Origin of the sequence: Pseudomonas gingeri (genome assembly GCF_013385635.1) — a bacterium.
Classification (GTDB): domain Bacteria; phylum Pseudomonadota; class Gammaproteobacteria; order Pseudomonadales; family Pseudomonadaceae; genus Aquipseudomonas; species Aquipseudomonas gingeri_A.
Genome location: NZ_JACAPR010000010.1, coordinates 554,812 through 577,351, shown reverse-complemented (window position 1 = coordinate 577,351; position 22,540 = coordinate 554,812). Strand labels below are relative to the sequence as shown.

Annotated in this window: 17 protein-coding genes and 1 pseudogene; 6 read left to right on the top strand and 12 right to left on the bottom strand. The window is 61.3% G+C overall.

The features are described from left to right. Positions 1–60 precede the first annotated feature (60 nt). Positions 61–2,958, bottom strand: a complete 2,898-nt coding sequence (locus HX851_RS13000; protein ID WP_177065610.1) for a DEAD/DEAH box helicase — start codon at positions 2,956–2,958, stop codon at positions 61–63. A gap of 542 nt (positions 2,959–3,500) precedes the next feature. On the opposite strand from HX851_RS13000, the gene HX851_RS12995 reads away from it, so the two are divergent. Together HX851_RS12995 and HX851_RS12990 are read left to right on the top strand one after the other, a co-directional pair. Next, positions 3,501–4,100: a hypothetical protein gene (locus HX851_RS12995; RefSeq protein WP_177058848.1), complete on the top strand. Its 600-nt coding sequence runs from the start codon at positions 3,501–3,503 to the stop codon at positions 4,098–4,100. A 326-nt stretch (positions 4,101–4,426) separates the two neighbouring features. Next, a complete protein-coding gene (locus tag HX851_RS12990) occupies positions 4,427–5,047 on the top strand; it encodes a LysE family translocator (protein WP_017124693.1) in 621 nt (206 codons plus the stop codon). 50 nt (positions 5,048–5,097) lie between these two features. Here the strand turns inward: HX851_RS12990 and HX851_RS12985 are convergent, their stop codons facing one another. The 3 genes from HX851_RS12985 to HX851_RS12975 form a co-directional block, all read right to left on the bottom strand. Then, positions 5,098–5,469 (bottom strand): VOC family protein, encoded by a 372-nt coding sequence (locus HX851_RS12985; protein WP_177065608.1) that lies wholly within the window; start codon positions 5,467–5,469, stop codon positions 5,098–5,100. Positions 5,470–5,574: 105 nt separating this feature from the next. Next, positions 5,575–6,264 (bottom strand): helix-turn-helix transcriptional regulator, encoded by a 690-nt coding sequence (locus HX851_RS12980; protein ID WP_177058852.1) that lies wholly within the window; start codon positions 6,262–6,264, stop codon positions 5,575–5,577. A 74-nt stretch (positions 6,265–6,338) separates the two neighbouring features. Then, positions 6,339–7,076, bottom strand: a complete 738-nt coding sequence (locus HX851_RS12975) for an SDR family oxidoreductase (protein WP_177065606.1) — start codon at positions 7,074–7,076, stop codon at positions 6,339–6,341. A gap of 100 nt (positions 7,077–7,176) precedes the next feature. Between HX851_RS12975 and HX851_RS12970 the strand changes: the two genes are divergently transcribed. The 3 genes and pseudogenes from HX851_RS12970 (at position 7,177) to HX851_RS45440 (ending at position 10,050) form a co-directional block, all read left to right on the top strand. Beyond that, on the top strand, positions 7,177–8,091 hold the full coding sequence (locus HX851_RS12970) for an AraC family transcriptional regulator (RefSeq protein ID WP_177065604.1): 915 nt from the start codon (positions 7,177–7,179) through the stop codon (positions 8,089–8,091). A 282-nt stretch (positions 8,092–8,373) separates the two neighbouring features. After that, positions 8,374–9,192: pseudogene (locus tag HX851_RS45445) on the top strand (cache domain-containing protein); the annotation flags it as partial. Between the two features lie 15 nt (positions 9,193–9,207). Further along, a complete protein-coding gene (locus HX851_RS45440; protein ID WP_370590660.1) occupies positions 9,208–10,050 on the top strand; it encodes a methyl-accepting chemotaxis protein in 843 nt (280 codons plus the stop codon). A 27-nt stretch (positions 10,051–10,077) separates the two neighbouring features. Here the strand turns inward: HX851_RS45440 and HX851_RS12960 are convergent, their stop codons facing one another. Together HX851_RS12960 and HX851_RS12955 are read right to left on the bottom strand one after the other, a co-directional pair. Then, positions 10,078–11,031, bottom strand: a complete 954-nt coding sequence (locus HX851_RS12960; RefSeq protein ID WP_177058865.1) for a sensor domain-containing diguanylate cyclase — start codon at positions 11,029–11,031, stop codon at positions 10,078–10,080. A gap of 3 nt (positions 11,032–11,034) precedes the next feature. Next, on the bottom strand, positions 11,035–12,033 hold the full coding sequence (locus HX851_RS12955; protein ID WP_177058867.1) for a response regulator: 999 nt from the start codon (positions 12,031–12,033) through the stop codon (positions 11,035–11,037). Between the two features lie 306 nt (positions 12,034–12,339). Between HX851_RS12955 and HX851_RS12950 the strand changes: the two genes are divergently transcribed. Then, positions 12,340–14,169 carry a serine hydrolase domain-containing protein gene (locus HX851_RS12950; protein ID WP_177065603.1) on the top strand — a complete coding sequence of 610 codons (1,830 nt, stop codon included), beginning with the start codon at positions 12,340–12,342 and terminating at the stop codon, positions 14,167–14,169. Between the two features lie 164 nt (positions 14,170–14,333). Here the strand turns inward: HX851_RS12950 and HX851_RS12945 are convergent, their stop codons facing one another. The 6 genes from HX851_RS12945 to HX851_RS12920 form a co-directional block, all read right to left on the bottom strand. Beyond that, a complete protein-coding gene (locus HX851_RS12945) occupies positions 14,334–15,629 on the bottom strand; it encodes an ATP-binding protein (RefSeq protein ID WP_177065602.1) in 1,296 nt (431 codons plus the stop codon). Continuing rightward, complete coding sequence (locus tag HX851_RS12940) at positions 15,630–16,337, bottom strand: response regulator (protein ID WP_177058873.1); 708 nt, start codon at positions 16,335–16,337, stop codon at positions 15,630–15,632. A 246-nt stretch (positions 16,338–16,583) separates the two neighbouring features. Continuing rightward, positions 16,584–17,306 (bottom strand): transporter substrate-binding domain-containing protein, encoded by a 723-nt coding sequence (locus HX851_RS12935; RefSeq protein WP_177065601.1) that lies wholly within the window; start codon positions 17,304–17,306, stop codon positions 16,584–16,586. Between the two features lies 1 nt (position 17,307). After that, complete coding sequence (gene acnA / locus HX851_RS12930; RefSeq protein WP_177065600.1) at positions 17,308–19,959, bottom strand: aconitate hydratase AcnA; 2,652 nt, start codon at positions 19,957–19,959, stop codon at positions 17,308–17,310. A 13-nt stretch (positions 19,960–19,972) separates the two neighbouring features. Further along, positions 19,973–21,169, bottom strand: coding sequence for an ornithine--oxo-acid transaminase (gene rocD, locus HX851_RS12925; RefSeq protein WP_177058879.1), 1,197 nt, complete (start codon positions 21,167–21,169; stop codon positions 19,973–19,975). Positions 21,170–21,344: 175 nt separating this feature from the next. After that, a complete protein-coding gene (locus HX851_RS12920; protein WP_177058881.1) occupies positions 21,345–22,463 on the bottom strand; it encodes a succinylglutamate desuccinylase/aspartoacylase family protein in 1,119 nt (372 codons plus the stop codon). Positions 22,464–22,540 lie beyond the last annotated feature (77 nt).

The window sequence follows — 22,540 nt, the reverse complement described above, 5'->3', positions numbered from 1 at the left end:
CCTTCAGCCCTACTAGAAATAGCAGGGCTATAGGTCTCACAAGTTTCTCTTAGATACTAATCAATTATATAAACGAAATGGCAGGTCTTCGGCGACGGCTTGCCCAGGAGTGCAGAGCCACTGCCACACTTGTTGTTGTGTAAGGCTTCCCTCGCACAATCGCAATAGAGCCTCACCCAAATCCCCGCTTTCAACTACGCTTAACCGGCCACAGGATGTAATTTGTTGTGGCACACTCGGATCTACTCCGGGATGGCAAAGAGTCACGCAAAAACAATCTCTAAAGCCATGAATTTCGGAAGCTGCTAAAACCTCTACCGCTTTATTGTAGTCGACAAGTTTATCTCCCTCTTTCGATTTTAGCTCGACCACAAACGTAGGCGAATCGAAGAATCTGACTAGATAGTCGGGCGCGCCAGTTTTTGTCTTGTCATCTAATTTTTCAAACGCTACGCCTAGCTGAGCAAGCACCTGTTCAAACGCCACTTCAAACGCATCACCTTTTGCCTCATAATAGTTCTCAATTAGAACCTTACTATCGCATCTGCTAGCTCGTTTTAGATGCCTAACAGACATTCGCTTTCGCTGGTCAACTTTCCAATCTCGACAAGCGTCTCGTACCCAATTTGCTTTAGCTTGCGCATTAGGCTTAGATTTTACAAAAGCTAAAATTCTTGCTGAGTTCGCCTCAGGGCTGCCAAGCATAAGCAATTGCGGCGTTGTGACTCCATGCTGCTTCAAGAGCAAAATTTCATGCCTATACAGCTTTAAAGCACTACCCGCCGCAGATACACCTGTCATCCAGAGAATGTCGTCCGGCAATCCCTCTTGGACTCTGAATGCTAATCTTCGAATGTAGCGCGTTAGCTTGGATATCGAGCGCAGCAAAGTATCATCCACTCTTAACTGTGGCGGACGTAGAACTGGCGGCACACGCTTATCGGCGGCGGACATAGCTATTCCAGCTAAGCCCTGTAGGACCCAGGATAGGTTTCTGTTCATTTCTTTGACAGCGCCAGCACTCAGAGATTTAACTTCACGCTCAATTGCCCTAATCTCAACACCGCTAGTCCACTTCTGGCACAACCATGCCGCATTAGTAGGTACTGGGTCAACTTGCCAAATTGATTCCATTAGGTCATCTGCGAGGTGCTCCGCATCATAAATGGGATCTTTCAACTGATAAGGCAGGAACCGAGTAGGTTTAACTCCATTTCTCGGACGAAACTCAGGGCTGGATAAGCATGCGGAAAAGATAAGCATCTCTAGCCTGGATTTGAGATCCGCCGATTCAAGATGCCCAATGAGTTCTGCCAAATAAAGTGACTTCCTAGACAGAAAGTTGATTAAAAACACCCCAGTTTCAGGTAGCAAACCACTGAACCCGACCGCTCGCCCCACTGGCGTGGGGCTCAGGTCCCCACCAGATGTTTCAACGACGAAGCCAGCATCAATCAACCCGGCCAGAGCAACACCGACTTTACTCGGCCACGTCTTAAATGCAGTTAAGTTGTTATCTTCTTCTCTTAACGCACTGAACGTTGTACAAACAAGCTCTTCAAGTTCGGTTCTGTTGTTGCACAACCCTGAAGATATCAGTTGCAGTGAAAGCTGACCAAACCTAGCAGGCACAATTCGTGCTTTGATTTCAGGAAGCTGCTCAATTGATAGATAACTTGTAGCTAATGCGCGTTGCGGCCCGGTACTAAAATATATTACACGCCCTTCTGCATGTTCAAACCCCATGCGCCCGACCCGCCCGGACATGTTGTGGAACTCTGCGCTATCTATTGCGACATACTGCCTTTGCTGGCCGTCCCAACGCTCCCAATTAGCAAATACTGCTGCCCCTAGAGGGAAATTCACACCTGCTGCTAAAGTACTTGTAGCAAATACAACATCCAGCTTATTTTCTGACAAGTAACGCTCCACTACTCCTCGCTCCTCGTCAGTCAAGTCCGCGTTATGACTCGCTACTCGGAGATCCAGTATTTTCGCCAGCATAGTGTTAGCTGAAGTTTCGGGCAAGGTATCAAACTCTAACGACAACTGTCCTTGCTTACCCTTGTGGTACGAAGCTACAAAAGCCTCAGCAAGATCATAAGTATCTTGCTTTTTCATGCAAAAAACTATTATTGGAAGCGGTGGATTATCTTGCTTAAGTAAATAGGTTAAAGCTGAAATCGTTTCCGCTTTAACTCCAGCAGGCAGTCGCTTGTCCGATTCCATCACATCAGGCTTCGCACTGCTTACTGAATAAACCTGATCGCCAATCCAACATTCATACCGTAAATGTTTCTCGCGCTTTTGCTCGAAAATAAGCTGAACCCGCAGCCAGTTCGCTAAGTCCTGGGCGTCCTTGCTTTTTAGCACTGCTGACAATCCTACAAACTGCTTCCAACCCGCGTTCCGCATAAGTGTTAAAAGGACTTCAACATTTTGCCCGCGGTTTTCGTCTCCCATCAGCTGAATTTCATCGCATACGACAATCGTATTTTGCATGCTTTTCGGCACCCCAGATGCCGACAGTAGCGCTAAATATTTTTCATATGTAGCAATTACCAGGGGAGCACTAAGAGGTGCCGCAGAATACTGCCCCGTGGCATCTTCGACGTAGTCCCCCGTGGCAATAACCATGGAAGCACCATCGCTCTCCAAATATCTGTCCAACAACAACGTTTTGAAGTCTTCAAATTTCTGCTTGGCCAGTGCGCGATGGGTCACCAAATAAACTGTTTTATTCCCTGCGAGCAGTCCTTCAGCAATAGCCCAGAGCCCAATTTGAGTCTTTCCCGTGGAGGTAGGGGAAACCACCAGCATGCTTTGTCCATGCGCCACGCCAGACTCCAATGCGAGGTACTGAACATCAGTGAGGGAAATCGCCCCCTCGGATCGGTAGACCAACCCATCTGCCACAGATGCGGACAGACCGTGTTCTACTGGAAAGGTATCCCTCATGCCTAGCAACTCCTGTCATGCGTTTGGGTGCAAGCGCCCAGAGCAATCTGCGCGCCGAGTGTCCGGATCCGGCAGAAGCATACGTAGCATTAAATGGCCATATTGGCCATCCTACCAAGCGTCAAAGTGGCAATCTGGGAAAAGCAGAGCGGGAAAAAGCATAGCCATATAACCTGCAACTACATGATTTTTAATAGAATTACACTTGCATCATGTGGTGGATTCGTTTTTCCCGGCTCCCCTTTGAATCGCTCCTAGATTCTCAGAGACCGAATGACTGGTTCTGGCCGCTAGCGGTCGCTTGCCGTTGTCCGCCTTTGGCCGATAACAGCCATCCAGCAGTTGAGTCGTCAAGCCTATCACCGCCCCCCGAAAGCAAGCCCAATGCCCCCTTCACAACTGATCAAACTGCCCCAGTCCGCGTCGCTACAACTCAAGGAACACACAAGCAATTGTCGGATACCACCCAGCAGGAAATGGCGCCAGGCAGCCGTAGCTGCTACACCTTGGGACTGACTTGACCGCCATCAGGAGCGTGCGCCATGCCCAAGAGCTTTACGCAAATGGTCGAAAGCAGCGCAGGAGCGCTGTTGTTCACGTCTTCCCAGGACACCATTGCCACGTTTCTCGGTGGTCCCATGATGAACTATGAAGGCGTGTGCGCGGCGCTGGTGATGATGTGGTTTGCCCAGAACACGGCCAAGACCGATCCTGCGAAAGGCATCGTCAACAAGGCCAAGGCCTTGAACCTACAGAACAAGATGGAAGCCGGCTGGGCAGGTCTGGCAACCGTCGAAACACAGGCGAAAGTGACTGTCGGCCAGCATTTCTGGTATCGCTCGACAACAAAGCACGAGTACACATCAAAAAAATACGGTGCCGACCTGAAATTGCAATTCGATCCGCTGAACAAGCGCGAGAGCATGAGTATTTTTGTGATCTATTTTCCGTCGGGGGCGGCACATGCCATCGGCGTATGGCGTTTCCCTACTGGCGCCATGGCTCTGTACGACCCGAATGAAGGCGCCTGTGCCATCGGCAAGGACAATTTCCGCGAGTTCCTGAATACCTTCCTGACCGAGCTTTACGACACCACCAATGGTTATGCGATCTGCGCGTTCTACAGCGATCCCAAGCCATGACCGGATGACACAGACAGGCGAACATACCCCTCATGTCTCTGCGATGTGACGCAGAGCGTCACGGGCTGCATTACCACGCAGAGCGTGGGAACGATCGAAACGATCAAGCTGAGGGGGCAGAGGTAAACCGTTGAGCACCCGCCCCGCCGATGGCCCTGTGACCTTGCACTGCAACCAAACGAGCAGCCGCCCTGGAATATCGACACTGAACCGTACACCTGAGCAGCAAGTTTCAGGTACAGATGGGGAAAGCCTGCGACGCACTGGTATCCGGCCAGGACTTGACGTTATTGTCGGTTTTTCCGACTTTCGATCTGGAGCCTGCCATGGACCTGTCGACCCTGATCCTGTTTATCCCGGCGTGCTTCGCCCTGAACATGGCCCCCGGCCCGAACAATCTGTTGTCGGTCAGCAACTCGACCCGTTATGGCTTTCGCACTTCATGCCTGGCCGGCCTCGGGCGCTTGCTGGCCTTCGGGGGAATGATCGCCCTGGCCTCGGCGGGCCTGGCGGTGGTGCTGCAGACTTCCGAGCTGCTGTTCTACGGCATCAAGATCCTCGGCGCGGCCTACCTGATCTACCTCGCCATCCAGCTCTGGCGCGCCAACCCTGAGGCCGAAGCCAAGGCGGCTGGCGCACCGGCCAGCCTGCCCGCCCTCGCCCGCCAGGAATTTCTGGTCGCGGCGGGAAATCCGAAAGCCATCCTGATCTTCACCGCCTTCCTGCCGCAGTTCGTCGACCCGACCCAGAGTGTCTCGTCGCAATTCGCGGTACTGGGCGCCTTGTTCCTGGCGCTGGAATGGATCGCCATCAGCGCCTACGCCTATATGGGCGTGCATATGCGCCGCTGGTTCGCCGAGCCCAAGGGCAAGCGCCTGTTCAATCGCGGTTGCGCGGTGCTGTTGTCGGGGGCGGCTTCGGTGCTGCTGATGGCGCGGCGGGCCTGAGCCTCGCCACACCATCAGGTCCAAGGCAAGCGTGGGCCAGGAGTGCTCGATCAGTTGCCGGATGGCGCAAACACACGCAGGCGATGGCCATCGGGATCGAGAGCGACAAAGGTATAACCGAAGTCCATCTCTGTCGGTGTTTGCAGAACACCCAGCCCACGAGCAACCCAGGTTTGAAAGGTCGAATCGACGATAGCGTTGTCCTCGACGGAGAACGCGACTTCCCCCGCGACACCCACCTCGGCCACCCGAGGTTCCACCGTATGCCGGGACCAGAGCCCCAACATAAACCCCGAGTCCAGTGCGAACAAGGCGAAGGTCGGCGATTGCTCCACCGGTGCACGCCCCAGCAACTCGGCATAAAAACGCGCGCTGGTTTCCGGGCTATCGACATACAGGATAATGAAGTTTGGCTTGATCATTGAAGTGGCTCTGAACGGTGGAGTAAGAAGTAAACTGTCAGCGCGATGTCTGCCAGTGCCTCCATCCTACGTATGCCACTACCAATTTCTGTCAGCAGTGATCAGCTACTGCGGAGCAATCCCCTCCTGGAGCCGCCAGGCCTTCAACAGTGCCTGGCGCCGGCGGGGATACCGCTCCTCGGCAACCGTGAAAGCGACAATCCGGTCGGTGCGAAAATGCCGAAAACCGCCCCGCAGCTCACACCAGGCCACCATCACCCGGGCTTCATCGAAGTACCCCAGGGCAAACGGCCAGACCGTCCGGGCAGATTCCTCGCCCTTCAGGTCCTTGTAGACCACCAGGGTTTTCAGCTCGGCCCGGATCGCCTTGCGAATCAGGGGCTGGACGATGTCCGTCGACAACAGCGAAGCACTCGGCCCCACCAGCAGGGCGGACGCATCGAGCTCGTCCCTCAGGCCCGCCGGCAGCACCGCTGAAATCTTGTCCAGGGCATTGCGTGCCGCGTGACCCAGATGCTCGTCGGCACGTCCCGCCACCCAGCGCGCGCCCAGCACCAGGGCCTCGATCTCATCTTCGGAGAACATCAACGGCGGCAGCATGAATCCGGGGCGAAGCACATAGCCCAGCCCCGCGGCGCCCTCGATGGTCGCGCCCTGCTCCTTCAAGGTGCCGATATCCCTGTAGAGCGTGCGCAGGTTGATGCCCAGCTCACTGGCCAGCGCCGCCCCGGCGACAGGAAAACGGTGACGACGCAGGATCTGCAGCAAGGCCAGGAGACGTTGGGAGCGGGACATGGGGAAACGTTCGGGAAGGTAATGCCCGGCAGGATTCCACATCAGGGGGACCACCGCAATCGCCAGCGCGGCTCTCAACCCGCCAGGGCCACGGCATCCGCTCCCGCCGCAAAACGCAGCTGGCCGGTGGAATCCGTCGCGGCGCGCCATACCGCTTCGGCCACGTCCAGCTCGGTGGTCCGCGCCGACGACTGGGCGAGGGAGGCAAAGACGGCCTGGGCGAACGGCGCATAAGCCGGGGGGATCAGCCCGTCCATGCGCGCGCTGCCATTGCTGGTGAAACGGGTGGTCGGCGCATAGCCCGGCTCGACCAGCTTCACCGCGACATCGAATGCCTCCAGTTCATGGGCCAGCGACGCGGTGAACCCTTCGATCGCCATCTTGCTGGCGGTATACACGGCCACCAGCGGCATCGGCGCCAGCGTCGCGCTGGAGGTCACATTGACGATCACTCCGCAACGGCGGCCACGCATGTGCGGCAGCACCGCCTGGGTCATCGCCATCACGCCAAAGGTGTTGGTCTCGAACACTTCCCGCGTCGTCGCCATCGGCGTCACCTCGAAAGCACCGAACAGGCCGATGCCGGCATTGTTGACCAGGACATCGAGGGGCCCGCTCGCCTCAAGCACGGCGCCAATGCTCTCGGGCTGCGTGACGTCGAGCGCCAGGACCCGCAGGCGCTCCGAAACGGGCAGCAGGTCCTCGCGCGGCGTGCGCATGGTCGCGATCACGTTCCAGCCCTGGGCGTGGAAATAGCGCGCGGTTTCAAGGCCGTAGCCGGAGGAGCAGCCGGTGATAAGCACGGTTTTCATGAAAAGAGATCCGGGGTAGTTTCAAGAGTGGCAACGATAGCGACGAGAGACGGGACGCTCTACAATCGAAAGTCCTTATTTGTTTTGCAATCGTCCAAAAATGAACGATCCACTCTCCGAGATCATCACCCTGCTCCGCCCCCGCGCCGTCTTCTCCAAAGGCATCAGCGGGGCCGGGGTCTGGGGCGTGCGCTATTGCGCCTTCGGCCAGCCAGGGTTTTGTGTCGTCCTCGAAGGCAGTTGCCTGCTCGCGGTCGACCAGCAACCGGTCCTCACCCTCCAGCCAGGCGACTTCGTGCTCCTGCCGGCGACACCCGGCTTTACCCTGTCGGGTTTCGAACCGGTCACCCCCGAATGCTTGGACCCCAACGCGGCCGCAACCCCCACGGGCGAGGTTCGCCACGGCCGGCAGGACGGCGCCGCCGATGTGCGCCTGCTCGGTGGCTACTTCCTGTTCGACTCGCCTGATGCGGCCCTGCTGGTCTCGCTGCTGCCGGCGCAGATCCATGTGCGTGGTGTCGAACGCCTGTCGCTGCTGACCGGGCTGGTGGCCGAAGAGGCAAGTCAATGGCGCGCAGGCCGCGACCTGGTGCTGACGCATCTGGTGGAGATGCTGCTGATCGAAGCCCTGCGCTCGACCTCGGGCAAAGACTCGCCACCCGGCCTGCTGCGCGGGCTCGCGGACAGCCATATCGCCCTGGCGATGCGGCAGATGCATGGCGATCCCGCACGCGCCTGGACCATGGTGCAACTGGCGAAGGTGGCCGCCTTGTCACGCTCCGCGTTCTTTGAGCGTTTCACCCGCACCGTCGGCATGCCACCGATGGAATACCTGGTGGCCTGGCGCATGGCCATGGCGAAAAACCTGCTGAGTCGCGGTGATCTCGGCATGGCGCAAATCGCCGAACGGGTCGGCTACAGCTCGGCCAGTACCTTCAGCACCGCCTTCAGCCGGCATGTGGGCCTGCCGCCCGGGCGTTATCTACGTGAACAGCCTGCGCCTTCACGGGAATGATCGATGAATGGATGTGGAGCCGCTCGCAATCCGGCAACCCCATGACCGGCACCGACCAGCCCCCGAAGTCAAGTCAGTCGATGGTCATATCGCTTCTTCGGTTCAATACAGAGAGCATATCCAGCACTTGATAAAAGGGATCGGCACCCGTGCCCGCGCGGACGGATTTCACCCGGCGGATACCGGCGTCTCTTGAGAAATCCTACTGACCGGCCTGAACAATTGCGCCGGCAGGTCGATAAAGAAAACATAACAAGATTCCTCCCCGACCCAGGACTTCCCATGAAGTGGAAAATACGCAACAAGGTTCTGCTGCTGGCCGTCATTCCTGCCCTTTTGCTGGCCTTGATCATTCAGTTGCTGGCTTTTTCCGAGCAGCAGGCCATGGGCGAACGAAGCATCGAGGAGACGCGCCAGACCCTGCTCAAGACCCGTAAGGACGAGTTGGTGCACTACCTCGATCTGGCCTACAGCACCGTCAAGCCGCTCTATGACAGTGCCGACGCCATGACCCCCGCCACCCAGGAGGAAGCCAAGCGCCGGTTGCGCGAGTTGCACTACGGACAGGACGGTTATTTCTTCGGCTACAGCGACAAGGGCGACCGGATTTTCCTGGCCGGCAAGGACGAGGGGAAAAACTTCTGGGACCTGAAGGACAGCCACGGCACCTACCTGATCCGCGAACTGATCGGCGCCGCCAAACGAGGCGGCGATTTCGTCACCTATTACTATCCCAAGCCCGGCAATGACACTACCGCCTACCCCAAGCTGTCCTACAGCATCTACCTGGAGAAATGGAACTGGACCGTCGGCGCCGGCTTTTATGTCGATGGCCTTGACGCCCTGATCGCCGAACAGACGCAACACCAGCAGCAGACCATGGACGCACTGCGCTGGAAGCAATGGGGCATCATGCTGGTCTTGCTGATCGTGCTGAGCATCGTTGCCGCCTATGTCGCCCGCTCCATCGTCAAACCCCTCGGCTTGCTGACGCGTAGCCTGCAGGACCTGGCCAGCGAAGACGGCGACCTCACCCGCCAACTGCCGGTGGATGGCAATCAGGAAACCGCCGAACTGGCCGCTGCCTTCAACCAGTTCGCGGGCAAGATCCGCCATATGGTGCTCGACCTGGCCCGCTGCGCCCAGCAATTGCAGGAGCGCAACGAGCAGCTCAAGCAGAGCGCCCAGCATGCCTCCGACGCGTTGACACGCCAGACCCGCGATGCCGAGCAGGTCACCCACGCCATGGAGCAGATGGCCCTGGCCACCCATAACGTCGCGGAATCGGCACAGAGCGCCGCCCAGGCGACCCGCAATACCGATGAGCAGGCCCAGGCCATGCAGGCCAACGTGAACGACACCGTCAATGCCATCGGCGGCCTGGCGCGGGATATCGAGAAGGCCGCCCAGGATATCCAGACCCTGGGTAGCGACGTGGAATCCATCGGCTCCATCCTCGATGTGATCCGCGGCATTGCCGAGCAGACCAATCTCCTGGCCCTCAATGCCGCCATCGAAGCCGCCCGAGCGGGGGAACAGGGTCGTGGTTTCGCCGTGGTGGCCGACGAAGTCCGCTCGCTGGCCCAGCGTACCCAGCAAAGCACCCAGGAAATCCAGAGCAAGATCAGCCAGTTGCAACAGGGCGCACGGGCGGCGGTCAGCACCATGCAGAGCAGCCTCGGCGGCAGTGAAGTGGCGGTGACCAAGGTCAACGGCACCGGCCAGATCCTCGCCCAGGTGAGCAGCGCGGTGTCCGAGATCAACGGCATGAACAACCAGATCGCGACCGCCGCGGAAGAGCAGTCGAGTATCGGCGCGGAGGTGAATCAGAGCCTCTCGCAGATCAGCCAGCACATCAACGACACCCAAGCCATCACCACACGAAACAACGAGATGTGTGTCGAGCTGGATCAGTTGTCACGGGAGTTGGGGCTGCTGGTCAAGCGTTTCCGGGTCTGATAATCCTGGGCTTGCCCCGGATCCTGGCTACTCGTACACCGTCACGCAATTGCGCCCGGATTTCTTCGACGTGTACAGCGCCTGGTCCGCCCAGGCGATCAGGTCGGCGTGGGTGACCGACGGGCGACTCAGGTCGGCCACGCCCAGGCTGATGGTGAAGCGGATAGCCTGCCCTTCATGCAGCACTTCCAGCGCTTCGACCGCCTTGCGCAAGCGTTCGGCAAAAAAACGCGCACCGGCCTTGTCGGTGTCCGACAGCACCACGCCGAACTCTTCACCGCCATAACGCCCGGCCACGTCGCTGTCGCGGACATGCTCACGCACCAGTTGCGCGACCCGCTCGATCACCTTGTCGCCGGCCTGGTGCCCGTAGGTGTCGTTGACCCGCTTGAAGTGGTCGATATCGAACATCACCAGGCTGGTGGGATTGCCATGTCGCTGATGCCGGGCATGGGCGACTTTCAGGCTCTCTTCCCAGTGCCCGCGGTTGTACAGGCCGGTCAGGCGGTCGGTGCTCGACAGGGTCTGCAACTGCGCATTGGCGGCCTGGAGCTGGTGGCGGTTGGTCGCCACGTCGGTCACGTCGTAGATCACCAGGCAGATATGGCGGATCTCGCTGTCGGTGGAGCGCAGCGGCAACAACGTGGTGTTCTGGTACATGAAGTCTTCCTGGCCGGTGATCGGCTGGTAGCTCTTGAACCGCACCAGGTAAGGCCGCTGCTCCCAGATGGTGAACGCCGGGGTGCCCAGGGTCGCGACGCTTTCCACCTTGCGGCTGAACCACTCGCGGTCGACATCGGGAAACAGATCGAAGAACGACTGGTTGTTCGCGTCCTTGGGCTGCACCCCGGAGCGGTTCTCCATGAAGGTGTTCCAGACCTGCACGCAGTAGTCGCGATCGAGTACCACCACACCGACATCGATGCTCTGGACGATCGCCAGCAACCAGTGGAACTCGTTCAGATCGATGTGATCGTTCATGGCTCAGTTCATCAGGTAGGCGAGTTTATGGGTCAACCGCTCGATCGAATCTTCCGTGAACAGCAACAGCAGGTCGAAGTGTATATCGTGCCCTTCCAGGCTGTAGCTGATCTCCACCGCCAGAGTCTTTTTCCAGCGTTGCTGGTTGACCCGGATCAGGTCGTCGATGGCCGCGTGCTGCCCGAGGATCTGTGGATGGCCCTGGGAGAACACCACGTCGATCTGCTCGGCGATACTGCTCAGGCACGCGCCGATCAACACGCTCGACAGGTCCAGCAGCATCTCCAGGTCCGAATACTCGGGGCCCTGGCGTTTCATCAACTCGGCCATATCGGCGATTTCCGAGTCATGGAACATCAACAGCGCTTCACCGGCGATGCCGCTGCCGATAAAGCCCTGGCAGATGGCGGTGAGCTGCTGGCAACTGCCGGCGTCCATCAAGGCCATGTGCAGCTCGCCGACTTCGAGGATGTTCACATTGGGCACCGGCAACTGGACGAACACGCCCAGGACCTTGGCAATCAGCGCCGCCGCGCGGCCGATGGCGACGTTGACGGTTTCGCGAAAGGCATCGCGAAAGCTGATTTCCATACTGGGCGCCTGGCGCGGCGCGGCCAGGGACAGGCCCGGCGCGCCCAACAGGCCCAACTCGCCCAGGGTATGGCGCAGTTCGCTTTCATCGAACGGTTTCTTCAGGAAGGCCAGGGCGCCCAGTGCCCGCACCCGGCGCACCGCTTCCTCCTGGACGTCCCCGGAAATCACGATGACCTTGGCCGTCAGCCCTTCGGCGCGCATCGCCGCCAGCACCTGGTAGCCGTCCATTTCCGGCATGGTCAGGTCGAGCAACACCACCTGCCCCAACCCCCGGCGTATCGCCTCCAACCCCTGGCGCCCATCGCTCGCCTCGGTGATCGACACCGGCCAGTCCGCCGGCAGCGCACGCAGCACCTGCTTGCGCGCCATGCTCGAGTCGTCACAGACAAGTAGGGGAATCACTGACACAGACCGGTGCTCATCGTATTGGGTATCAGGGAAAAGATTAGTGGCATGATGCCATAACTTTCACAAAAGACGTGTATGGCCAAGGTTTTATTGAGAACTACGTCCGATAATCCGCCAGCCTATACGCAACCGGGCCTAAGGGTATGGCTTAGATCAACGCATAGCGCACCTATCGTGGGCCTGACGGGACAACCGACGCGCCGCCGGCTGCTTAACACTCTTTGACAGTTTCCCGACAAACCACTCAAAGACCGTCACCGCAACCGGCCCTAGGATGGGATTATTCTCATTCCTTCCGGGTGCCCCATGTTCCGCTCGCTCCGCACGCTTCCCCTGATCAGCTTCCTGTTGGGCAGCATGGGGTGCAACGGCCAGCCACCGGCACCGACACCGCCCCTGGAAAAGGGTGACTACAGCAGCATCATCCGTTACCTGCAGGCGCAGATCCCCGAGGAAATGGCCGAGCGCAAGGTCCCGGGGCTGTCCATTGCCCTGGTCGCCGGCCAGGAAACGATCTGGGCCCGAGGCTTCGGTTATGCCGACAAGGAAGACGGCGTGCGGGTCACCGATCATACGGCGTTTCGCGCCGGCTCCATTTCCAAGTTGCTGACCGCCACCGCCGCCCTGCAACTGGTCGAGCAACGGCGGCTGGCCCTGGATGCGCCGCTGCAGGACACGCTCAAGGAGTTCTACGTCCGCTCGCGCTTCCACGAACACCAGCAGGACGCGGACAAAGCCGTGACCCTGCGCCGCCTGCTCAGCCATCAGTCCGGCCTGCCCGGGGAATACCTGCGCGACCTGCGCACGCCGTCGGCCCTCGACCAGTTGCCACAACGGGTCTCGGGCCTCTGGCTGAGCAACCCGCCCGGCCGGCAAGTGGCCTACTCGAACCTGGGTTATGCCCTGGCGGGCGCCGCTATCGAACGCAGCAGCGGCGAAACCTTCGAGAACCAGCTGCAGAAAACCCTGCTCAAGCCGTTGGAAATGACCCAGTCGAGTTTTATCGGCGACGGCGACCGCCAACCGTTCCGGGCCCAGGGCTACCAGGGCGGCTCGCCACGCCCCGACACGGAGATCCGCGACCTCTCCGCCGGCGGCCTGTGGGCCAGTCCCCGTGATCTGAGCCACTACGTGCAGATGCTGTTCGCCGAGGGGACCTACAAGGGCCGGCGGATCCTGGAGGCGCAATCGGTGCAGGAAATGTTCCGCCAGCAGAACCGTGGCAACGCCCTGGACTTCGACTGCCAGATGGGGCTGGGCTGGTTCCTCGCGCCCTGCGGCGACGAGGTCGTCGCTCCCGGCGTGCGGACGTTCCAGCACAGCGGCGCCAGTGGCGATTTCGTCGCCCAGGTCAGCCTGCTGCCCGACCAGCAACTGGCGGTGATCGTCATGGCCAACTCCGACACCAGTGCCGAACTGGTCGCCTCCCTGACCACCCGTTCGCTGCGCATGATGCTCCAGGCCCATGCCGGGCAAAGCGCCTGCACCGAAGCCTGCGAAGAGAAATCGACGGTGGCCGCCGGCACGCGCACGATCCCCAGCGATATCGACCGGCAGCGAGTGGAGGGATTCTATGCCACGCCCTCCGGTGTCCTGCGGATTCGGCAAGAGCGCCAGCGGCTTTACGCCGACCTGGCCGGCAACCGCTTCGAGCTGCTGCGCGATGAACAGGGCTGGCTGCGCGCCGAGAAAAAACTGCTGGGCTTCTGGCCGGTGGACCTCGGTGAACTCGGCCGCCTGCAGATGGACGTCACCACGGTCCAGGGCCGGCAGATCCTCACCGCCCGCAGCCACGGGCAATTGATGCACCTCGGCGAGCGCATCGAGCCGGTGCCCCTGCCCAGGGGCTGGCTGAACACCGTGGGCGAGTACCAGGTGATCAATTCCGACGAGCCCGAGGCGGCCCTGAGCGGCGTGAGTATCCGTGTCGAAGATGGCTTCCTGCTGATGCGCGGGCGGATCAACGAGCAGGAACTGACGGAGTTCATCCTCACCCCCATCGACAACGCCCACGCGGTGCTCGCCGGCAACGGCCTGGGCCTGGGCGACACCGTCAGCCGCCAGGTGCTGGGTATCAGCGCCCTGGGCTACCGCTTCAAACGTGCTGCCGAATCCTCTCCCAGCCTGATTTTCTGATATCGGTGGCGCGATTGATGGGTCCGCTGGCCCCTACCTTCCGGACGCGCTCACCGTAGGAGCCGGCTTGCTGGCGATAGCGGCCGATCAGACGATGCAAGACTTACTGGCCTCATCGCCGGCAAGCCGGCTCCTACGGGGTTGCGATGTTGTCGAAGCGACCGTCAGCGAGCCTGTTCCACATGCATCCAGGTCAGGCGGAACGAGGCTCCACCCCACTGCGAATCCCGCACCTCGACGTGGCCGCCATGCCATTGCGAAACCCGCCGCACCAACGCCAGCCCGAGGCCGAAGCCGCCGGTGCGACGGTCGCGACTGGCATCCAGGCGCAGGAACGGCTCGAAGATCTTCAGCCGGCCCTCCGCCGGCACACCGGGGCCGTCGTCACAGACCAGCACCTGGTAATGGTCTTCATGACGCGTCAACGATACCTGCACCCGCCCTTCGGCATAACGAATGGCATTGCGCAGCAGGTTGATCACCGCCCGGGCCATGAAACGCGGCTCGATGCACACGCTCTCGACTTCGCAGGCGGCAATGGTCAGTTGCACGCCGGCGGCCTCCGCTTCCAGGGCCACGCTGCCCACCACGCTGTCGAGCCAGCTGTGGGCCTCGATGATCTCGCGGCGGTTCTCCCCGGCACCGTGTTCCAGGCTGGCGTAGGTCAGCAGTTCGGAAACCATGTCCTCCAGCTCGCCCAGGTCGGCGTGCATGTCGCTGATCAGTTCGCCACTGACCTGCGGATCGATATGCTGGCGCAGTTGGTCCAGCTCGAACGACAACCGCGCGATGGGCGTGCGCAGCTCATGGGACACCGCGTTGGTCAGCTCGCGCTGGTTGTCGATCAGGCCTTCGATACGCGCGGCCATCTGGTTGAAATGCTCGGCCAGTTCGTAGATGTTCGAACGCCGGGGCAGATGCAGCCGCGCGCTCAGGTCATTGTTGCCGAAACGCTGAGCTGCCAGGCGCAGCCGTTCCAGGTCGCGCCAGTGCGGACGCACCCAGAAGAACAGCACGATCCCCACCAGGAGGCCAAGCATCAGGTAGGCCGCGATGGTGTACGGCACGGTCATGCTCGGCTCGGGCGGCAGCTTGATACTCAGCAGTTGCGAGCCGTCGTCGATCCGCGTGATGTACTCGGTGAACTGCTCGCGGACCACCAGTTGGTTGCTGGCCAGCAGTTTCTTCTCGCGGTCGGTGAGATCCAGGGTATCGGTCTCCACCAGGCTCAGGCTCAACCCGTAATGCGGCTTCCATTCCAGCAATTGCTGCTCGCGCCCGGCCTTGTCGAGCGGTCGCAGGTCCTTGACCAGGGCATAGGCCTGGCCCCGCACCGACTCACGGTTGAGGGCCTCGGTCGGGCCGTTGAGCAACTCGGTGAACACGTAGTTGACCGTATAGATAGCGCCACCGAAGCCCAGCGCCAGGAAAATGTACAGACGCAGGAACAGGCGCAGCATCTACAACTCCCAGCCGAACGGATTGAACAGGTAGCCCTTACCCCAGATGGTCTTGATGCACACCGGTTCGCGGGGATTGTCATGCAACTTGTTGCGCAGTTTGCTGACATAGACATCGACGCTGCGGTTCAGGCCATCGAAGGCAATGCCCCGAATCCGGTTGAGAATGTCATCGCGGGAAAGGATTTCCCCGGCGGCATTGGCCAGCAGCCAGAGCAGTTCGAACTCCATGGTGGTCAGTTCGATCAGCTCGCCGGCCAGGCGTACTTCGCGGCAACTGCGGTCGATGCTCAGGCGGCCGAATTCGAGAGTGCCCCGCGCGCAGGCATCCGGTGTCTGGCGACGCTGCAAGGCACGCAGTCGGGCCAGCAGCACCGGGGGCTTGATCGGCTTGATCACATAATCGTCGGCACCGGATTCCAGGCCGAGGATATGGTCGAGGTCATCTTCCTTGGCCGTGAGGATCACGATCGGTGTGTCCGCGATGGCGCGGATATCGCGGCACACTTGCAGGCCGCTCTGCCCTGGCAGCATCAGGTCGAGCACCACGATCCGCGGCTTGAACTCCTGGAAAGCCGCCAATGCCACGTCGCCGCGATGTACCGTGCGCACGTCGAAACCGTGCTGGGACAGGAACTGCGCCACCAGGGCCGCAAGCTTGAGGTCATCTTCAACGAGCAATACTTTGCTCAATGCCGAACTTTCCATAAGTGACAATCTGCAGATATATAGAGTGCGCGCATTATAGACGCGCTAGGGTCGATAAACTCCAGTGTCAGCGCAAACAAATCGGCTATTAAAAAATACAACTATACAAACTTTTACATTCTTTAAAGTTTTTAACAGTTGGCACTCAATCCTTAATAACTTCCCACACTTTCCCTGATGCAACGAATATCCAGCGGCTGCATCGGCAAGTGCACGACCTGCACTTGCCGAAGGTGGGGGCAGCGATTACCGCGGCGCTACCAGCTCGGCACTCTGTCCGCTGGCCAGTAGCGCCTCTGCCACCGCCCCGCTCGCCTTCTGCCGCTCGACAAAGGACCTGACGAACGCCGCCGCGGCCTGATGGGCCACCGGTACGGCCACCGCCTGGCGGATCGTCATGAAGTCGTCTTCCAGCAGCCGCCAACGCTCACCGACCACGCTACGCAGGTAGTCACGCACGCCCGCCGCCGCATCCAGCCCCTGCTCGATGAAAAGATCCACCGCACCCGCCGAGGTCGGCGCACGCACCAGTTCGGCGTGCTGCACGGTGCGGCTCAGGTAGAGATCATAGGCCGCGCCCTGGCCGACCGCGATCCGCCGCCCCGGTGCATCCAGTTGCGCCACCTCGGTGAACGGCGCATCCGCCGCCACCAGGTAGGTGCCCTTGATGATCACATAAGGTGCGCTGAAAGCGATCTCACGCTCGCGCACCGGTTCGATGGCAAGGAAAGCCAGGCTCCAGGTGTTTTGCGCCAACGCGGCGAAGACCTTGCCCGCCGCCTCGAAGCAGACCGTCTCCAGGGGCACACCGAGTTCCTGTGCCAGGGCCTCGGCCAGCCGCACCGAAACGCCACGGGGCCGGCCATCGTCACCACGCTGCGCGAGCACCGGGTTGCCGTAGTTGATCGCGGCCCGCAGAACACCCTCGGGGGCCAGTTGTTGCAGTACCTGGGGATCGATCGGTTGCACATCACTCTCCTTGACGAGTCCGCTTCACGGTTTTACGCACGACAAACGGCAATACACCGCCGTGCTCAAGGTACCCAAGCTCCTGCAACGAGTCGAGGCGCAACAGCAGATCAGCGGATGAAAGCTTACCGTCCACCCGCCGGATCACCAGGGTGATCGGGTTCTCGCCCACACTCAGTTGATCGAGGCCCTCGAAGGTCAGGGCTTCGCTGCCGTCCAGGCGCAGGTCCATGGCTCCGGCGCCGCTCTTGAACACCAGCGGCAGCACGCCCATGCCGATCAGGTTGCTGCGGTGAATACGCTCGATACTGCGCGCCACGACGACCTTGATACCCAGCAGACTGAGCACCTTGGCCGCCCAGTCACGGCTGGAACCGGCGCCATAGTTGATCCCGGCCAGCAGTACCGTTGGCGTGCCACGGGCGATGTAATTCTGCGCCGCCTGGTACAGCGGCAGGTATTCGCTGCGGTCGGCGTTCCATGCCCACACGCCCTGGCGCGCCGGCTGGTCGGCATCCAACAGGTTGTTCAGGCGCGGATTGGTGAAAGCTCCCCGCACCATCACCTCGTGGTTGCTGCGCCGGGTCGAATACTGGTTGAGGTCCGCCAGGGCTTCGCCGCGCTCGCGCAACCAGTGGCCGGCCAGACTCTCGGCGGGAATTGTCCCGGCCGGCGAGATATGGTCGGTGGTGACATTGTCGCCCAGTACCACCAGGGCGCGGGCATTGGCGATGGACAGCGAGGCCGCGGGCTCGGCGCCGATTCCCGCCAGGTACTGCGGGCGACGCAGGTAGGTGGACTGCGGCTGCCAGGCGAACTGCACACTGCCGTCGGCTTCCAGGGCCTGCCAGTGATGCGTGCCCTGCCAGAGCAATTCCTGGCGCTGGCGGAACAGCGACGGCCGGACCACCTTGCTCACCAGCGCCTCGACTTCGATCTCGCTCGGCATCAGCTCATGCAGGTACACCGGTCGCCCCTCGCCATCCACTGCCAGCGGCTGGCTCGACATGTCGATATCGATGCTGCCGGCAATCGCATAGGCCACGCAAAGCGCCGGCGACGCCAGGTAGCCGGCGGGGACCTTCGGGTTGACCCGGCCTTCGAAGTTGCGGTTGCCCGAAAGCACCACCACGCCTTTCAGGCCCTGGTCGGCAAACGTCTCCACATGACTTTCCAGGCTGCCGGAGTTGCCGATGCAGGTCATGCAGCCAAAGCCCGCCAGTTCAAAACCGAGCGCGGCGAAATCCCGCAGCAGGTCGGCGTCCTCCAGGTAATCGGCGACGACCCGCGAGCCGGGGGACAGCGATGTCTTGACCCAGGGCTTGCGCCCCACCCCACGGGCCCGGGCATTGCGGGCCAGCAGGCCGGCCTGGATCATCTGCGCCGGGTTGGCGGTGTTGGTGCAACTGGTGATGGCCGACATCACCACCGCGCCATGGCCGATGGGCACGTCGAACGAGGCTTCGAAAAAGCGCTGTTCGGTATCGGTGGGGATCTGCTGATGAAACGAAGCCGCCGCCGTCGCCAGGGACTGGCGCTGATGCGGCTGGTGAGGGCCGGCGACGCTGGGCTCGACCGTGGCCAGGTCCAGCTCGATCAACTCGTCGAACTGCGGCTCGGCATCGCTTTCCCTGCGCCACAGGGACTGCGCCGCCATATAGGCCGAGACCTTGCTGACCAGGGCGGTCGGGCGCGCACTGAGGGTGAGATAGGACAGGGTCTCGTCATCGAACGGGAAAAACACCACGGTGGCACCGTACTCCGGCGCCATATTCGCCACCGTGCCCCGTGCCGCCCAACTCAGGGACGCCAGTCCCGGCCCGGTGAACTCGACGAACTTGCCCACCATGCTGCGCCGGCGCAGCAACTCGGTCACGGTCAATGCCAGATCGGTGGCGCTGACGCCGGGGCGCAAGGCATTGCTGACCCGGATCCCCACCACCTGTGGATAGGGAATCGGCACCGGCTCGCCAAGCATCGCCGCCTGCCCTTCCAGGCCGCCGACGCCCCAGCCCAGCACACCGATGGCGTTGATCATCGGTGTGTGGCTGTCGGTGGCGACCATGCAGTCCGGGTGCAGCAACACCTGGCCGTCCGCCGTGGTCGATTCCCAGACCACCTGGGCGATCGACTCCATGTTCATCTGGTGAATGATCCCGGTGCCCGGCGGGATCACCTTGAAATTGTCCAGGCTGGCCTGCGCCCACTTGATAAACCGATAGCGCTCGCTGTTGCGACGGAAATCGATCGCCAGGTTGGCCTCCACCGCGCCGGCTTCGGCGTAGTGTTCGACGATCACCGAATGGTCGATGGTCAGCACCGCCGGAATCGACGGGTTCACCGCCCGCGGATCGCCACCCAACTCGGCCACCACGTCGCGCATGCCGGCAAAATCCGCCAGGGCCGGCAGGCAGGTGGTGTCATGGAACATCAGCCGATTGGGCTGGAACGGCACCTCGCAATCGGCACCGTTCCCCGTGGCCCGCGCCAGCACCCCGGGCAGCGCCGCCGGCGCGCAGCGGGCGATGTTTTCCAGGAGGATACGCAGCGAATACGGCAGCCGCGCCAACTGTCCGGGGCTCAACAGCTTGTGCAGGTCGAGGTAGGCGAAGCGTTGCTGATCGATATCGAGATGGCTGAGAAATTCGCTCATACGGGGGCTCAAGTCAGACCAGTTGTTTGAACACGCGCGCGATGCGCTCCAGGCCCCAGTCCAGCTCTTCACGAGTAATGGACAGCGGCGGCGCGATACGCAGCACGTTTTCGTGGGTTTCCTTGGTCAGCAGCCCCTCGGCCAGCAGCGCTTCGCAGATCGGCCGGGCATCGCGGTCCAGTTCCACGCCGACCCACAGGCCGCGTCCGCGGATCTCGCGAATGGCCGGCGAACCGAGGGCGGTCAGGCGCTCCACCAGGTACTGGCCCAGTTGCGCACTGTTGTCGATCAGCCCCTCGTCCTCCAGCACCTTCAACGCCTCCAGGCCGATGGCCGCCGCCAGCGGGTTGCCGCCGAACGTGGAGCCGTGGCTGCCGGCATCGAACAGGTCCATGATCGGGTGATCGGCAACGAACGCCGACACCGGCATGATCCCACCGCCCAGGGCCTTGCCGAGGATCAGTGCGTCCGGGCGGATGCCTTCGTGTTCGAAGGCGAACCATTTGCCGGTGCGGCCCAGGCCCGACTGGATTTCATCGAGGATCAGCAAGGTGTTGGTTTCATCGCACAGCTGGCGCAACTCACGCAGGAAACCGGCGGGCGGCAGGCGAATCCCGGCCTCGCCCTGGATCGGCTCGATCAGCACGGCGCAGGTGTCGGCGGTGATAGCCTGGCGGAAACTCTCGATATCACCGAAGCGGGCCTCGCTGAAGCCGTTGCAGAACGGACCGAAATCGGCCTTGTACGCCGGCTCCGAGGAGAAACCGACGATGGTCGAGGTGCGACCGTGGAAGTTGTTGTCGGCGACGACGATCTTCGCCTGGTTGGCCGCGATGCCCTTGACCCGGTAGCCCCAGCGGCGCGCCGCCTTGATCGCGGTTTCCACCGCTTCGGCACCGCTGTTCATCGGCAGGGCCGAATCGAAGCCGCTGATGCGGCACAGGGTCTGCAGGAAGTTGCCCAGCGGCTCGCTGTAGAACGCCCGCGAGACCACGCTGACCTTGTCGATCTGCGCCATCGCCGCCGCACGGATACGCGGGTGGGCATGGCCGTGGCTCACGGCGGAATAGGCCGACATCATGTCCAGGTAGCGCCGGCCGTCATCGCCGATGGCCCAGACGCCTTCACCCTGGACGATGACCACTTCCAGGGGTGAGTAATTGTGGGCGCAAAAGCGCTGTTCCAGGGTGATCGCCGGATTCGGGTGCATGGGAAAGTCCTGCCAGATAACAAAAAATGGATGGTTTCAAGGATCGTTCCCACGCTCTGCGTGGGAGCGCCGCCCGGGACGCTCCGCGTCCCGCTTCAAGTGCGCCTGGAGTTGACGCGGAGCGTCACGGGATGCACTCCCACGCGGAGCGTGGGAACGATCAGCTATTCGAGGATCAAGCGCTGAGCAACTTGCCGCTGCGAATCGGCGTGGCACCGGAAACCCGGCCCAGGGGATCGCCCGGCTTGACGAAGCGAACGTCGCGACGCATGTACAACACGCCGGTGTTGTGGCTGTTCAGGGTGGTGACCTTGCCGGTGTGCGGGTCGACGATATCGAACAGCGGCTCGCCCGCCTCGATGCGACTGCCGACCGCGGCGCGGTGGACCAGCACGCCGGCGCAGGGCGAATAGAACTGCTCGCTGCCCGCCAGGGGCGTGGCCGGGTTGCGCAGTTCCGGCAGCGGTCGCGGAGTGCCTTCGATGGCCCCCAGGTGAGTCAGGTAATCGATGATCGCCGTGGCATCGTGGTCGGCCAAGGCATAAGACACGTCGCGCTGACCGCGGTGTTCGATGGTCACCGCGACGCTGCTGTCGGGAATCGGGAAACGCGTGCCGAAGCGCTCGCGCAGGTTCAGCCACAGCAGGTACAACGCCTCGTCGAACGAGTTGGCCTGGGAATCGGTGGCCAGCAGGGAAACCTCGGCACCGATGTAGCGGGCCAGGGGCTCGACCGTCGGCCACACCGTTTCCCCGGTGTAGACGTGCATGGCCGCTTCGCGGGAACAATGCAGGTCGAGCACGATGTCGGCATCGTGGGCCAGCAGCATCAGGGTGCGCTGCAACGACTGGAACTCATCCATCGGCTCGGCGGCCCGCAGGCACTCGCCCCAGGCCTGGCGAATCAGTTGCCGGTTGGCGTCGATGTCCTGACCCAGCTGGGATTCGATCTTGCCGGCGATCTCCTGGTAAGGCACCGGGAAACCACGGTTGTAATTGCGCCCGCTGCCCAGTTCGAAACGCCCGCTCGGGGCGCCCATGATGTACTGGCTCAGGCCTGCCGGGTTGGCCACCGCCACCAGGACGATTTCGGCATTCAGGCGGTTGGCGTCTTCGAGCTCCGCCAGGTGCCGGCGCAAACGGGCGGCCACCAGCAGCGCCGGGGTTTCGTCGGCGTGCAGTGCCGCCTGGATGTAGATTTTCCGAGCGGCCCCCAGCGCACCGTAATGCTCACTCTCCACGTGCCTGTGGGTACCCTGTGTCGCTTGCAGCAAGGGGTGTTGATTAAGTTTCATAAACCAGAAGTCTCGATATTCGAGTGACGGATGCCGTGGAAATAGTAGCGAGCCGTGGTGATCACCAGTAAGGGCGG